The organism is Clostridium sp. UBA3061 (genome assembly GCF_002367465.1).
GTDB lineage: Bacteria > Bacillota > Clostridia > Clostridiales > Clostridiaceae > Clostridium_J > Clostridium_J sulfidigenes.
On record NZ_DFCF01000005.1, the window covers coordinates 257,855 to 273,461 of the forward strand.

Genomic DNA, 15,607 nt, shown 5'->3' on the forward strand with positions numbered 1-15,607 from the left:
CATATATTTCATATCCATCTCCTTTCTTGGTCTAATTTTAAACTTCTTCAATATTCTATAATATATAACTATATTAAAATTAAATAGTAATCTTATTAATAAAAATATATAATTTATTTGTTTATTAAAGGTTACACAATTATAATCGTATCAACAGAATTATAATAAACACTTTAGTAAAAAAAACATCCTATGTATACGCAAAAAAACTATTAATATGTAGAATATTAACAGTTTTTGTGATATATTAATTATTTTTCCCAAATTTCTTCTATAAGTTTATTTACTTCTTTGTTAGCCTCTTCTATAGCTTCTCTTCTTTCTTCTTCAGTAAAACCTGTTCCATCCACCAATAGTTCCTCAAATTTCTTAATTCCTATATACTTCATTATATCTCTTACATAATCAAGTCCTTTATTAAAAATAGACCTTAACATCCATGGAATAGGTGCCCCTGATGATTGGATATATACCATAGCCCTTGGTTTGTCATTTAATAGTCCTTCCATTTTGTTTTCTGATATTTTTATAGTTTTTCCATCCATAACTATACAATCAATATATTCCTTTAATGGAGCTGGAAAGGAAAGACTCCACATTGGTGCTGCTATTACATATAAGTCAGCTTCTTTGAATTGATCCACAAGTTTTACAATTTTATGAACTTCTTCTTGTTGTTTTTCATTCAACTTACTAAAATCTTCTTCCTTAATCATACAATTTCTTTTTTCAAAGTATTCATACTCAAGTCTAGGTATGTGACACTGATAAAGGTCTAATTCTTCTAGAATAAACTCCTTATGCTTTTCTAAAAATTTATTTACAAATGCTCTACCTACTGTTTTACTAGCAGATAACTCTTCCGGTTTAGAGTTTACAGTTATATACAATAACTTTTTCATAAATTTCACCTCTATAATTATTAATAATGCTATTCTTTGCTTTAAAGCTTAAAATATTCATAACTATTTAGGAGAATATAAAAAAATACAAGGATACTTCAAATATACTTTGAAATATCCCTGTAAACTACATTTTTGATAAGTCAGCAGATGGACCAAACATTTCATAATTTATATAATCCTCTGACACTCCCATTGCCTTTAAGGCATCATATATCATTTTCATAAATCCTAAAGGTCCACAGAAATAAAATTCTTCATCCTTTGATAGATTTTTTTCAATCCATTCCTTAGTTAAATATCCTTCAAATTGATAATCTTCTCCAAGTTTATCATTGTCTAATGGCTTACTATAGAAAAATTCTACGTCTACATTATCATATTTTTTAGCTAAATCCCTTAGCTCATTTTTAAAAGTATGAACATTTGAATTTATAACTGCTTGAATAAATTTTACCTTTCGTCCTTCTTCTATAGCCTTATAAAGCATAGACATCATAGGCGTTATTCCAATTCCACCACTTATAAGCACTAAGGGTTTACTGTTATCCTTTAATATAAATTCACCTAATGGTTCTGTTATTTCTACTTCATCATTTACATTTATATTGTCATGAAGATATCTGGAAATTAATCCTTTATCTTCTCTCTTAACACTTATTCTATAAAAATCTTCTCCTGGCTTCATAGACAAGGAATATTGTCTAACCTCACTAGATTTATCCCCTTCAGTTATTGGTTTTATAGAAATAAATTGTCCAGCCTTATGTGTTTTTAAAACTTTTTTATCTATAGAAGTTAAATAAAAAGATGTAACTACATCATTTTCTTTCACCTTATTAAGTACTTTAAATTTACTAAATAAATTACTTTCCTTCAATTCTTCAAACATCTCTGATCCCACGCCACAGACTGGACAAACAAAATCACTTGGTAATTTTTCACCTTCATATATGTATCCACATACTTTGCAAATAAATTTTTTCATGTTGAATTCCTCCATATATACCCTATATTATAACTGTAATTTTCCTTATAGCTATATACTTATAGTATTACTAACTCATAAATTAGTCAATAATAGCTATTATTAAACAATAACTTCAACATCGCATTCCTTTGCAATATCAGTATATAAATCCAATACTTTATCTACCTTATAAAAACATGGAAGTTTTTTATTATAGTTACCCCATATAGTAAATGGGTATTTTGTGAAATATACAGTACAGAATAGAACTTCTCTAGTACTTAATCTAGTTATAAATGGTATGATGTCTTTTGTTAACCTAAAATAAATTGTGTCTCCCTGTAAAGTATCCTTAATACTTTCCATTATTTCTTTATCTTTTTCTTCCAATAACCCTATTAGTCTTTCCTTATCTTCTTTTTCTAAAGTAGAAAAATATAAATCTACAAAAGAGTTATCATCACCATTTAATATTATAACTTCCTCCATAAATTTAATTATATTTTCTTCAGCTTCCTCTAAAGTTTTGCTTTTTAACATTGCACTCTTATAATTATTAAATCCTTCATTAATGTTGTTAAATCTTATATTAACTATTTCTTTAAACTTATTCTCATTTACTGGATGTAATAAATTATTCATCTTAATCCCCTTCTATAATATGAGTTTCACTCACAAATAAGTATTATGTAATTATATCTAAAATATATTCATAATAATATGATTATTATATAAGTACTAATTTATAATAGTTTTAATATACTTTATATGAACTCTAAATTTAAATTCTATAGCATTAAGGAGGTGAAAATATGTCAAATATATATACCATTAAATTAAAACCATTAATAATTAGTTTAATACTCAGTTTAGGAACCGGATTTCTCTCTTCACTACTTACAAGAAATAGTAGAGAAGTTTATGCTAATCTTATAAAGCCTGATTTAGCTCCTCCAGCTATTGTCTTTCCAATTGTGTGGACTATTCTTTTTATACTTATGGGTATTTCTGCCTATATAGTTTATGAATCAAATTCTCCATATAAAGAATATAGTCTTAAACTTTATACAGTTCAACTGATAGTCAACTTCTTTTGGTCTATAATATTTTTCAACTTAAATCAATTTACCTTTGCTTTCATTTGGATTTTAGTATTAATAGTATTAGTTTCCTTTATGATATTTAATTTTTATAAGATAAATAAATGTGCTGCATATTTACAGATACCATATCTTTTATGGCTAATATTTGCTGCGTACTTAAATTATAATATAATTCTTTTAAACATTTAAATATATTCAAATTTTAATTACTACTTGCTACTTGCTACTTGCTACTACTATATTATTTTACATTACATCACTTTGGAACTTATTATGCAAGAACAAATAAGATTAAATATAAATATTTTCTCACAAAACAAGGAATGCCATATAAGAGTATTCCTTATTTTGTATTTTCCATAAGTTTTAAATTAAAAATAAATCCTATGTATTTCTTATTGAAATTCTACTAAAAAATCTCTTTTTATTTTACAAACTTCCACCTAACTGAGAAAATACGATTTCTTTGGTATTACCATCAAAATCCTTTCTTATAAGCACATCTCTTTCATCACATATGTATCTTGCATTTTCCTTTTCTAAAATATCCTTAAGAATTTTATCATAACCCTTAGGAAAATAAAATTTCATAAGTGGAGCTATTATGTTTTTATTACTTGAGAAATCACAATAATTCACATAGTCTCCTCTTAGGGTTATATTACACCAAGTTGAATTTTCCGTAATTAATACATCATAGTGCTTAAGTCCCCTTAAATCTGAGCTATATATTAGAGAGCCCTGGTAATATTCTTTAAAAGAAAATTTCTCCTTTAAAAATTTAAAGTCTTCTAAAAAATTATCTGTAGAGCCCTCTTTACTATTATATTTATCTTTAGCAATTTCAAATTTATCTGAGGCACTTTTTATATAAATATGAGGTCCCTTTACATTTATGGAAAACCCAAAGACCTTTCTCAGTACCTCGAAGGGTATCCCCGTTTTCCCCTCATTATCTATTATTAATTGGTTTAAGGATAAAACTACATATTCATCTCCATTTTTATCTGCCACTAGACCTCGCCCCTAACACTTAATTTAACTATTATCATTTATTTCTATATATAATGTTATATTAAATATTATTTCAATACAATATGAATTATTTAAATTTCAATTAACAAAAAGAAGGGCATAAATTTATCCCTTCTCCTTAACTAGTTATACTCTATATAAAGTTTGGAATTGATAAATACCTTTCTCCAGTATCCGGTAGTAAAACAACTATAATTTTCCCTTCATTTTCTCGCTTAAGAGCTAATTCTGTAGCTGCTTTTAATGCAGCTCCTGAAGATATTCCAACTAACAATCCTTCAGTCTTTGTTAGTTCCTTAATTGTATCAAAAGCATCATCATTAGATACTTTTACGATTTCATCATAAACTTCTTTATTTAAAGTTTCTGGAATAAATCCAGCACCTATTCCTTGAATTTTATGAGGTCCTGCTTTACCCTCTGATAACACAGGTGAATCTTCTGGTTCTACTGCTACAACTGACACATTTGAATTTTTTGACTTTAGGAATTCACCCGTTCCAGTTATAGTCCCACCTGTTCCAACTCCAGCTACAAAAATATCTACTTCACCATCAGTATCTTCCCAAATTTCTGGTCCTGTAGTTGCTTTATGAATTGCTGGATTAGCTTGATTTACGAATTGTCCGGGAATAAATGAATTTGGAATTTCACTAGCTAACTCTTCAGCCTTAGCTATGGCTCCCTTCATTCCTTTAGCACCTTCAGTTAACACAATCTCGGCTCCGTAAGCCTTCATCAAGTTTCTTCTTTCAATACTCATAGTTTCTGGCATCACTAATTTAATTTTATATCCTCTTGCTGATGCCACTGAAGCAAGCCCTATACCAGTATTTCCACTAGTTGGTTCTATAATAACGGAATCTTCATTTAAAATTCCCCTAGCCTCTGCATCATCAATCATTGCCTTTGCAATTCTATCCTTTACACTTCCCGCTGGGTTAAAGTATTCTAATTTTGCAACTATAGTTGCTTTTAAATTATGCTTTTTATTATAATTCGAAAGCTCTAGCAATGGTGTATTTCCTATTAATTCTGTTAAACTCCTATAAATCTTTTTCATGAGTAATTCCTCCCTATATTTTACTAAAATTTAATACTATTTTTTATTTAAAGGTTTTGCAGCTATTCCTACTACAGTTGAATTTTCTTCTGTAGATTGCAGTACTACTGAGTTAGCTCCTATTTTGGTTCCTTTACCAATATATATATTTCCTAGAACCTTAGCACCAGCTCCAATAATTACATCCTCTCCTATAGTTGGATGCCGTTTTCCCTTTTCATTACCCGTTCCACCAAGTGTAACTCCATGATACATAGTTACATTATCTTTAATTTCTGCTGTTTCACCAATTACCACCCCCATTCCATGATCAATAAATAAACCTCTTCCTATTTTAGCTCCTGGATGTATTTCTATGCCTGTAATAAATCTACTGACATTTGAAATAAATCTTGCTAAAAAGAATAATTTTTTTCTATATAAAAAATTAGATATTCTATAAAATATAAGAGACTTTATGTGAGGATATAATAAAAATATCTCAATCCTACTTCTAGCTGCAGGATCTCTTGGAAAAACTGAGTCTATATCATATTTAAGCGATTTTAAAAAGTTCATAATATATTTCCTCCATAAAATTTTCAATTGTAAAACTATAAATCAACAATATACTTATTTTTAATCTAAATAATTAACTTCATACTATCTTTAAGCGATTTTGGAGTTAAAAAAAACGCCTCTAAGATAAACTTAGAGACGGATAATATCCGCGGTTCCACTCTATTTGGTAAAAAAATAACCCCACTCTTCAAGTACTATCATACTCTATTAATATAACGGTTAAAACCGCGATAGCCTACTTAATTCGGTATCGTACTCCAAAGGGCACTTCATATATAATTCTAATAAATATCCTTTCAGCTAATGGATATTCTCTCTGAATCTTCATTAAATACTACTTTCCTTCTTCAATGTATTTGTATATTTAAATTATTATATTTTATTATATGCACATAAATAAAAAATGTCAACTTATTTTATTTATGTACATATATTTTATTATTATTAATTTTTAATAAGATGTAACTTGCTTTATCCCAATACTTTCCTAGCTATGGTTACAGATTCCTTTGCATCTTTAGCATAAAAATCTGCTTTAATCATATTTGCATATTCCTCATTAAGTATCGCTCCACCCACCATAACTACACAATCTGACTTAGTCCTTTTTAGTTCGAATATGGTTTCTTCCATATTTTTAACAGTAGTAGTCATTAGTGCACTAAGTCCTATTAGCTTAACATTATTTTTAATAACAGCTTCTACTATTTTCTCCTTAGAAACATCTTTTCCTAAATCGATAATCTCATAGTTATAATTCTCCAGAAGTACCTTTACTATATTTTTTCCTATATCATGTATATCACCTTTTACAGTAGCTAATACTATCTTTCCTTTTGAAATCTCAGCATCAGTTCCTTTGCTTAACTTATCTTTTATGACCTTGAAGGATTCTTTTACTGTTTCTGCAGATTGGATTAGTTGTGGAAGAAATATATGTCCATTTTCATATTTTTCTCCTACAATATCTAAGGTAGGAATTATATATTCATTTACAATTTCTAGTGGCTGTTTATTTTCTAATAACTTCACTGTAGCTATTTGGGCTTCTTCTTTAATACCTTTTAATATTATTTTAAATAAATCATCTTGAATATTGTTTACATCTTTTTTTATAGGTGTTTGCTCTTTAGATGTATTTTTATTATATTTTAAATATTCCTTTGCTCCCTTATCTTCATTCCATAAAACTTTAGAGGCTACTATTGTGTCCATGATATCTTTATTTAAGGGATTTATTATAGGTAAATCTAAACCCGCAAATAAACTTGCTGCTAAAAATGTTTTATTTAGAATTTCCCTATTAGGTAATCCAAAAGATACATTGGATACTCCAAGTACAGTCTTTACATTTAACTTCTCTTTTACTAAAGAAAGTGCTTTTAAAGTTTCCTTAACATCTTTCTGTTGGGCAGCAGCTGTTAATGTTAAGCAATCTATATATATGTCTTTTTTATCTATACCATAACTTTCTGCTGTTTTTACTATTTTTTCAGCTATTCTAAATCTTTCTTCCCCACTTGAAGGTATTCCTCTTTCATCTAAAGTAAGCCCCACTACAGCAGCTCCATATTTTTTTACTATAGGTAATATATTTTCTAACACTTTATTTTCTCCATTTACTGAATTAACTATAGCCTTACCATTATAATATCTTAATCCCATTTCTATAGCTTTAGCATTTGTAGAATCTATCTGAAGAGGTACGTCTAATATGGATTGTATTTCTTTAATAACCTTAACCATTATTTCTTCTTCATTTATTTCCGGAAGACCTACATTAACATCTAGAATATGGGCTCCTGCATCAACTTGAGCTATAGCCTCCCTTAGAATATAATCTATATCTCCGTTTCTTAATGCTTCCTTAAATAATTTTTTACCTGTAGGATTTATCCTTTCTCCTATTACTTTGACCTGATCAATAATTACTGCTTTAGTAGGAGTGCATACACCACTTAAAGGACTATATTTCTTGTCTTTTATTTTTACTTTCTTTAAAGCTTTTACTAAACTTTCTATATGTCTATCTGTTGTACCACAGCATCCTCCTATTACTTTTACACCTTTTTCTTTAAACTTTGCTCCGTAAACTGCAAATTCTTCTGGTAAAATATTAAATATCGTATCACCCTTTATAATATTAGGTAATCCTGCATTAGGTTGTACCATTACAGGCACTTTAGATATGTTTAATATTTCATCTATTATAGGTTCTATTTCTTTAGGTCCTAAAGAACAGTTAACTCCAAGAGCATCTACGCCTAACCCTTCTAGTACCATTACCATAGATGTGGCATTGCACCCTGTGAAAGTTCTCTTGTCTGCCTCAAAGCTCATTGTACAAAATACTGGCAAATCTGAATTTTCCTTAGCTGCTAATACTGCGGCCTTTGCTTCGTATAAGTCTGTCATTGTTTCTATTAAAATTAAATCAACACCACTTTTTACCCCTTGAATAATCTGCCTTTTAAAAATATTATAAGCTTCATCAAAGGTTAAAGTCCCCATAGGCTCTAATAATTCACCAATGGCACCTATATCTAAAGCTATATATACTTGTTTATTCTTAGTAGCTATTTTTGCATTTTCTACTGCTGAATGAATTATTTTCTCTACACTAAAATTACTATTTTTAAGCTTAATTTCGTTAGCTCCAAAGGTGTTGGTAGTAATAAAATTTGCACCAGCTTCAATATAAGCTTTGTGTATTTCAATTATTATTTTTGAATCAGTAATATTTAATATTTCTGGTAATTCACCTAACTGTAATCCACTACTTTGCAACATAGTACCCATAGCACCATCAAAAATTAAAATTCCTTCTTTCAATTTTTCTTTAATTCCCACATCTATCATCCCCTTTTCTAAACATACAATTAGAATATTTATTACACTGTAAACAGCTTATCTTTTTTATGCTATTATTCTCTCTTTTAACAACCCCTACTATGGCTGTAACGGATTTTCTTGGTATTAAAATACTATTAGAGGATGCAGTAAGCCCTATAGATTTTTCTGCACTGAGCATAGCGAGAAATCTCTTTTGTATATCTATGGATAAATCCCCATATCCAGGACTATACCTAGATGTTAGTGTATTGTTTTCATTTTGTACAACTTCCTCCAACTCTTCACATATTCTATCACATAGTTCTTCTATAGCTGTTGTAGCACAGGCATCTAGTATTAATGCCTTAGTCATGCTTATCTTTTCATAATATCTTATTTTTTCATCTACACTATTTCCTAGAGTTGCAGCCATTAAGATAAAGACTTCTGATTTATCCAAGTGCTTTCTAATATCTTCTCCTGCTATACTAAAATTGCTATTTAAAATACATATTCTATCCTTCTCTTTCTTAATGTTAAAGAATTTATATACATATCTAGCTTTAATTAAACTTCTCATTTCATCCATTAATTCATCAATTAAATCATTAGTAACTTTATCTAAAACTTGATTTTTATAGCCTAAATATCTTAAAACCTCATCTTTATTTTGTAGAAATTTATTCATGGGCAAGCTCCACCTCCCTTATTCATTAATTATATATTAAATTACTTGTCTTTTATTTATAGAATTTAGTATTGAGCCAATGCTATTAGTGATTCTTTTAGCTATATATGGATTGTTCATTGTATAAAGATGTATTCCCCTTACACCAGTAGAAACTAAATCTACTATTTGTTCTAATGCATAGGCTATTCCTGCATCCCTCAGTGCATCCTTATCATGCTCATATCTATTTATTATTTTTATGAACTTGGAGGGTAGATTAGCTCCACAAAGAGAAACTATCCTTTCAACTTGTTTTTTATTGGTTACTGGCATAATACCTGCTTGAATAGGTATCTCTATATTACTCTTCTCTACAGAATTTAAAAATTTATAGAAATACTTATTATCAAAGAATAACTGGGAAATTAAATACTCTGCTCCTGCATTCTCCTTTAACTTTAATATTTCAATTTCCCTCTCTATATCTCTACTTTCAATATGTCCTTCAGGATAGCAAGCTGCTGCTATTCCAAATTCCTTGGTTTCCTTTATGTGGTTTATTAGTTCTTGAGAATTATTAAACTCCCCTATTGAGGGATTTCCTTCAGGAACATCTCCCCTCAAAGCTAATATATTTTCGATTCCATTTTCATTCAAATTTTCTAAAATTTCATTTATTTCACTTTTAGTAGAACCTATACACGTTAAATGTGCTAATGCCTCTATACCATATTTATTTTTAACTAAAGATGATAACTCACATGTTCTATTATTATTAACACTTCCACCTGCTCCATAGGTAATGCTAATATAGTCAGGATTCAAACCTTGTAATCCCTCTAAAGTATTGTATACAGTCTCTATTGGCGATGTAAGTTTAGGTGGAAATATTTCAAAAGAAAAAACTACTTCTTTTTCCTTAAATAACTCTTTTATATGCATTTACTATACCCCCTCTTAGAATAATATAATATTTGTTATCTAATAACAGCATAAAACTCATCATTAATGAAGTTTTTAATGTTACTAATAAATTTACTTATTTTCACATAATCTATATCTTTAGAGGTAAATATAATATTTTCACCAGTTTTTATCATTTTATCAACTATTTTTTCTTCTTTAATAAGGTTTAATACCTTCTCATTTAATCCATATTTAGGACTTATTCTTATATAATATATATCTTTAACTAAATCTGTATTATTGCATAATTTATCTTCTTCCCGATTTATTCCACAACTTCCATAATTATTATATATAATATCAAGAACATCACTTACCACAGCATTTGCTGTAGGTAGTTTACCCGCACCTGCACCATAAAATTTCAGCTCTCCTATATCATTCCCAATAATAGACACTAAATTATTAGCATCTTCTATCTTTGCATAAAATGAATCCTTAGACAAAATATTGGGCTCTACAGATAAATAATAATTATTTTCTTTAAATGAAGCCTTTGCTAATAGTTTTACCGTATATCCTAATTCCTTTATTGCCTTTATGTCTACTGACTTAATAGTTCTAATGCCTCTACAGTAAATATCTTCTTCTTTTATCTCTCTTTTAAAAGCTATGGTAGATAAAATTGCTAATTTTCTTCTAACATCATATCCGTCAATATCATCCGTTGGATCTGCTTCCGCATAACCTAACTTTTGAGCAATATCTAGTGCCTGTGAAAAGTCTAGGTTTTCTTTAATCATCTTACTTAATATAAAGTTAGAAGTACCGTTTAATATACTATTTATCTCTTTAATATCATTTAAGGTTACTTGTTGTTTTAAAGGTTTAACAATAGGAACCCCACCTGCCACACTAGCTTCATATAAAAATGCTCTTTTATTTTTATTTGCTAAATCTATAAGTTCCTTCATATGCCTTGCAACCACCGCCTTATTTGCAGTTATAACATGTTTCCCTTTTGTTAAAGCATATTTTATATATTCATAAGCTTCTTTTATTCCACCTATTGCTTCTATGACTATATCTATATCTGGATCATCTAAAATAAAATAAGGATTATCTGTTAGTTTATTTTTACACTCCTTTATACTCCTATCCTTATTTATATCTTTAATAAGAATTTTACTTATAGATAGTTCATCACCCACTAATGTTCTAAAAATCCTTTTTCTTTTATATATAATTTCATAAACTCCTGTGCCTACAGTTCCAAATCCTAATAATCCTATATTCATAAAAATATCACTCCTCTTTTAATATAATTAGTTGCATATTTTAACTTTTTACTAAACATTCTCTTACCCAATTTGAGAATAAACGCTGTGAATTACTACTCCAATCTAAGTTAATTTCTTGGCTAGAATCATCACTTGGAAAATAATTTTTAGGTACGCTTATATTAAATCCACTTTTTATATCTCTTTCATATTCCTTTTTTAAAGTACAGCTCTCATACTCAGGATGTCCTGTAATATAAATTTGTTTTTTATCTCTAGTGCTTACTATATAGATACCTGATTCTTCTGATTCGCATAGGACTTCTAATTCTTTTATTTTTTCTATATCCTGTTTTCTAACTCTCCCATATCTTGAATGAGGAACTATAAATCCATCACTAAGCTCTTTTAATAGAGGCTCCTTTTTATTTACAATTACATGAGGAAAAACTCCGAAGATCTTTTCTGTTGTTACACATTTATTTATTCCAAAATTGTGATATAATCCTGCTATTGTTGCCCAACATATATATAATGTAGACTTAACCTTTTTATTAGAATAATCAATTACTCTCTGTAGTTCCTTCCAGTATTCGATATCATTAAAATCTAAAAATTCTAAGGGAGCTCCCGTAATAATAGCCCCGTCATAATTACTATTTGCTACCTGACTTATGGATTTATAATGTTTCTCTAAATAGGTTTTATCTGTATTTCGTGGTGTGTGGGTTTTCATATACAAGAAATCTACCTTTATACTTGTATTCATATTGCCAAATATACTTAAAAACTGAAATTCTGTTTCACACTTTTTAGGCATTAAATTTACAATTAAAATACGTATCACATCTGAATGGTAACTGTGAGAAGCATCTTCTATTTGGATTCCATGTTCAATTAACTTATTTACTGATAAAAGATTTTTATCTATTATTAAGGACATTCCATCACCATTCCTTTAAAACTGCTTTTTTAAGAGCTTGATCTATATCTTCTATAAGGTCATCCACATCTTCTATTCCAATAGAAAGTCTTATCATATCTGATGTAACTCCGGCATTTAATTGTTCTTTTTCATTTAATTGAGCATGAGTAGTACTTGCTGGGTGTATTACAAGAGATTTTGCATCTGCAACATTAGCAAGATGAGAAAATATGCTAAGTGATTCAATAAATCTTACTCCTTCCTTTACTCCACCTTTTATCCCAAATGTAAATATGGAACCAACACCCTTTGGAAAATACTTTTGTGAAAGAGCATAATATTTATTACCTTCTAAACTAGGATAATTTACCCATGATACAAGTGGATGTTGTTGTAAAAACTCCGTAATCTTTTTAGCATTTGACACATGTCTTTCTACTCTCAATGAAAGAGTCTCCAGTCCTTGTAAAAATAAAAATGAGTTGAAAGGACTTAAGGATGCTCCTGTATCTCTTAAAAGTTGCACTCTAGCTTTTACAATATAAGCTGCTGCTCCTATATCTTTTGCATATACTATACCGTTATAACTAGAATCTGGTTTGTTAAACTCAGGGAATCTCGGGTTATTCAACCATTGGAATTTTCCAGAATCTACAATTATTCCACCTATTGAAGTTCCATGTCCCCCTATAAACTTTGTTGCAGAATGAACTACAATATCAGCTCCATGTTCTATTGGACGTATAAGGTATGGTGTCCCGAATGTATTATCTATAATTAGTGGTATATTGTGCTCATGAGCAATGTTGGCTACCTCTTCAATATCAATAAGATTCATCCCTGGATTTCCTATAGTTTCCAAATAAATAGCCTTAGTTTTGTTATTTATAGACTTTCTAAAATTTTCTATGATATCTGGATTTACAAATACGGTTTTAATACCTAACTTAGTAAGAGTAGTAGATAAAAGATTGTATGTGCCTCCATATAAAGTGCTAGCTGCAACTATTTCATCTCCTGCTCCTGCTATATTAATTATTGCGTATGTGATTGCAGCAGAACCAGATGCAACTGCAAGAGCACCCACACCCCCTTCTAAAGCTGCCACTCTTTTTTCAAAAACATCCGTTGTTGGATTCATTATTCTAGTGTAAATATTTCCTTCTTCATTTAAAGCAAATAGATTAGCTCCATGCTCAACGCTATTAAAAACATAGGATGTAGTCTGGTATATGGGAACTGCTCTAGAGCCTGTTGCGCTATCTACTTCCTGACCTCCATGAACTTGTAACGTATCAAATTTAAATTTTCTTTCTCCCATTTTAATCTCTCCTTAAAATATTTTATTAGATAACATAAAATCCCCTTTCATCTAAATCTAAATAATCTAGATGAAAGGGGATTTACATACAAGGGTACCCATGTTATAGCTCCCTCTCATCTTTCTCTAAATTTGTAAAATTAGAGTAGGAATTGGCACCTTTTCAGACAAATGGGTCTGAAGGTTGCCGAGGTTTCATAGGGCCTATCCCTCCACCTCTCTTGATAAGAGTTTCATTATTAAATTTTAAATAGTATAATTTCTAAAAACAATTTGAAAACAAAAAACCTCTTTCACTGAAAGAGGTTGTAACAATCGTCTTCTTATCTTTCAGCTCATACTGTAGGATTTAGCACCATATATGTAGATGAACACATTGGTTGCTGGGTTTCATAGGGCCTATCCCTCCACCTCTCTTGATAAGTATTATATTAAATATTTTATTACATATCATTATAATGACTATGAATATCTATGTCAATAGCTTTTTTATTTAATAGCTAATTAAACCATAGAGTATTAAAGTAAATACTATATATCCATAGATTTAATAAGGAGACTTGATTCTTTTGCCATATTTAACCTTAAATAATTAAGTCTGTTATTTGATTACCTATAAATTAGTATGCTATAATAAGCTCACTACATTTAAAATAAGGGGGAATATAAGAATGGACGGGAGCCCCAGTGGCAGTTTTATTCTAATCTTTTTACTAATCTTAATAAATGCTTTCTTTGCATCTGCAGAGATGGCAATTGTATCTTTAAACAAAACTAAACTAAATCTTTTAGCGGATGAAGGTAATAAGAAGGCCTTACTTCTTCAAAAAATTTTAAAGGATCCTAATAATTTCTTATCTACTATCCAAGTAGGAATTACCTTTGCAGGTTTCTTTGCATCTGCTTCAGCAGCTACATCTATTTCTGTAGGCTTTTCAGATACACTATCTGGATTTGGTATACCATACAGTGATAAAATAGCTCTAGTTGTTATAACCTTGCTTATATCTTATCTAACGTTAGTTCTAGGAGAACTAGTTCCAAAGAGAATAGCTCTTCAAAATTCAGAGAAGGTAGCTATGTTTTCTATAAAAGCTATAGTTCTTATAGCTAAATTTACTAAACCTTTCGTATGGTTTTTATCTTGCTCCACTAATCTTATAATGAAACTCTTTGGAATTAAGACAGATGGTATGGAAGATCAGGTTTCAAGAGAAGAAATCAGAAGTCTTATTGAAATTGGCCAAGAACAGGGCGCTATTAATAAGATAGAACGTGAGATGATTGATGGTATAATTGAGTTTGATGACACCATGGCTAAAGAAATTATGACACCAAGAACAGAGGCTTATCTACTAGAAGTAAATGATTCCATTAAAGATAACATAAGTTATATCCTGAGTGAAAGTTTTTCTAGAATACCTGTCTATGATAAGGACTTTGATAATATTGTAGGCGTGCTTTATATGAAAGATATATTTGCAAGCATAGTAGAAAAGGGCATAGATAATATTTCTATTAAAGATATAATGAAAAAACCTTATTTTGTTCCTGAGACAAATTCTATTGATAATTTATTCAGAGAACTTCAGACAAACAGGAATCATATGGCTATATTAATAGATGAATATGGTGGATTTTCAGGTATTGTTACCATAGAAGACATTATTGAAGAAGTAATGGGAGAAATTTGTGATGAATATGATGATGAACAACCTGAAATAGAAAAAGTAGATGAGGAAAACTATATAGTTAGTGGATTACTTACTCTATCTGATTTGAATGATTTTTTAAATCTCTCTTTAGATTCAGAGGTTGCAGATACCATAGGTGGTTTATTCCTTGAAACCTTTGGAACTTTCCCTAAGGACACAAATAACCATCAAGTTCAAATAGATAATGTAACCCTAAAACTTTTAGCCTTAGATGATAGAAGAATAGATAAGATTCATCTTATAATAAATAAAAGCAACAACATTAAATTTTAATTTAAAGTAATTACTTAAATTGAATATAAATTTGGCTATCTAAAAAAACTA

14 protein-coding genes, 2 riboswitches and 1 other annotated feature are annotated in these 15,607 nt (G+C 29.3%); of the genes, 2 read left to right on the plus strand and 12 right to left on the minus strand.

Translation table 11 applies throughout. The annotated features are described in order from the left end of the window. Positions 1–251 precede the first annotated feature (251 nt). The 3 genes from B2P65_RS04325 to B2P65_RS04335 form a co-directional block, all read right to left on the minus strand. Positions 252–902, minus strand: coding sequence for an FMN-dependent NADH-azoreductase (locus tag B2P65_RS04325; protein ID WP_346878208.1), 651 nt, complete (start codon positions 900–902; stop codon positions 252–254). Positions 903–1,029: 127 nt separating this feature from the next. After that, on the minus strand, positions 1,030–1,890 hold the full coding sequence (locus B2P65_RS04330; RefSeq protein WP_346847577.1) for a rubredoxin-like domain-containing protein: 861 nt from the start codon (positions 1,888–1,890) through the stop codon (positions 1,030–1,032). A gap of 102 nt (positions 1,891–1,992) precedes the next feature. Continuing rightward, positions 1,993–2,514 carry a hypothetical protein gene (locus B2P65_RS04335; RefSeq protein WP_346879655.1) on the minus strand — a complete coding sequence of 174 codons (522 nt, stop codon included), beginning with the start codon at positions 2,512–2,514 and terminating at the stop codon, positions 1,993–1,995. A 170-nt stretch (positions 2,515–2,684) separates the two neighbouring features. On the opposite strand from B2P65_RS04335, the gene B2P65_RS04340 reads away from it, so the two are divergent. Then, complete coding sequence (locus B2P65_RS04340) at positions 2,685–3,164, plus strand: TspO/MBR family protein (protein WP_346847579.1); 480 nt, start codon at positions 2,685–2,687, stop codon at positions 3,162–3,164. A gap of 240 nt (positions 3,165–3,404) precedes the next feature. On the opposite strand, the gene B2P65_RS04345 is transcribed toward B2P65_RS04340, so the two are convergent. The 9 genes from B2P65_RS04345 to B2P65_RS04385 form a co-directional block, all read right to left on the minus strand. Next, positions 3,405–3,989 carry a hypothetical protein gene (locus B2P65_RS04345; protein WP_346847580.1) on the minus strand — a complete coding sequence of 195 codons (585 nt, stop codon included), beginning with the start codon at positions 3,987–3,989 and terminating at the stop codon, positions 3,405–3,407. Positions 3,990–4,143: 154 nt separating this feature from the next. After that, positions 4,144–5,073 carry a cysteine synthase A gene (gene cysK, locus B2P65_RS04350; RefSeq protein ID WP_346847581.1) on the minus strand — a complete coding sequence of 310 codons (930 nt, stop codon included), beginning with the start codon at positions 5,071–5,073 and terminating at the stop codon, positions 4,144–4,146. Between the two features lie 36 nt (positions 5,074–5,109). Further along, the gene (gene epsC, locus B2P65_RS04355) at positions 5,110–5,631 is read right to left on the minus strand and encodes a serine O-acetyltransferase EpsC (RefSeq protein ID WP_346847582.1); all 522 of its coding nucleotides are present in this window, start codon (positions 5,629–5,631) and stop codon (positions 5,110–5,112) included. A gap of 131 nt (positions 5,632–5,762) precedes the next feature. Then, positions 5,763–5,994: a binding site (T-box leader), on the minus strand. Between the two features lie 111 nt (positions 5,995–6,105). After that, positions 6,106–8,484 (minus strand): homocysteine S-methyltransferase family protein, encoded by a 2,379-nt coding sequence (locus B2P65_RS04360; RefSeq protein WP_346879656.1) that lies wholly within the window; start codon positions 8,482–8,484, stop codon positions 6,106–6,108. After that, positions 8,474–9,154, minus strand: coding sequence for a methionine synthase (locus B2P65_RS04365; protein ID WP_346879657.1), 681 nt, complete (start codon positions 9,152–9,154; stop codon positions 8,474–8,476). Before B2P65_RS04365 ends, B2P65_RS04360 begins: the two co-directional genes overlap by 11 nt. Positions 9,155–9,190: 36 nt before the next feature. Continuing rightward, entirely contained in the window at positions 9,191–10,078 is an 888-nt protein-coding gene (gene metF / locus B2P65_RS04370; protein ID WP_346879658.1) for a methylenetetrahydrofolate reductase [NAD(P)H], read from the minus strand. Positions 10,079–10,113: 35 nt separating this feature from the next. Then, positions 10,114–11,340: a homoserine dehydrogenase gene (locus B2P65_RS04375; RefSeq protein WP_346879659.1), complete on the minus strand. Its 1,227-nt coding sequence runs from the start codon at positions 11,338–11,340 to the stop codon at positions 10,114–10,116. A 40-nt stretch (positions 11,341–11,380) separates the two neighbouring features. Further along, entirely contained in the window at positions 11,381–12,265 is an 885-nt protein-coding gene (locus B2P65_RS04380) for a homoserine O-succinyltransferase (protein WP_346878203.1), read from the minus strand. A gap of 4 nt (positions 12,266–12,269) precedes the next feature. Continuing rightward, the gene (locus tag B2P65_RS04385; RefSeq protein WP_346879660.1) at positions 12,270–13,568 is read right to left on the minus strand and encodes an O-acetylhomoserine aminocarboxypropyltransferase/cysteine synthase family protein; all 1,299 of its coding nucleotides are present in this window, start codon (positions 13,566–13,568) and stop codon (positions 12,270–12,272) included. A gap of 113 nt (positions 13,569–13,681) precedes the next feature. Beyond that, a riboswitch (SAM riboswitch) is annotated at positions 13,682–13,799 on the minus strand. 89 nt (positions 13,800–13,888) lie between these two features. Then, a riboswitch (SAM riboswitch) is annotated at positions 13,889–13,994 on the minus strand. 245 nt (positions 13,995–14,239) lie between these two features. Here B2P65_RS04385 and B2P65_RS04390 point away from each other — a divergent pair. Then, positions 14,240–15,556: a hemolysin family protein gene (locus tag B2P65_RS04390; RefSeq protein ID WP_346879661.1), complete on the plus strand. Its 1,317-nt coding sequence runs from the start codon at positions 14,240–14,242 to the stop codon at positions 15,554–15,556. Positions 15,557–15,607 lie beyond the last annotated feature (51 nt).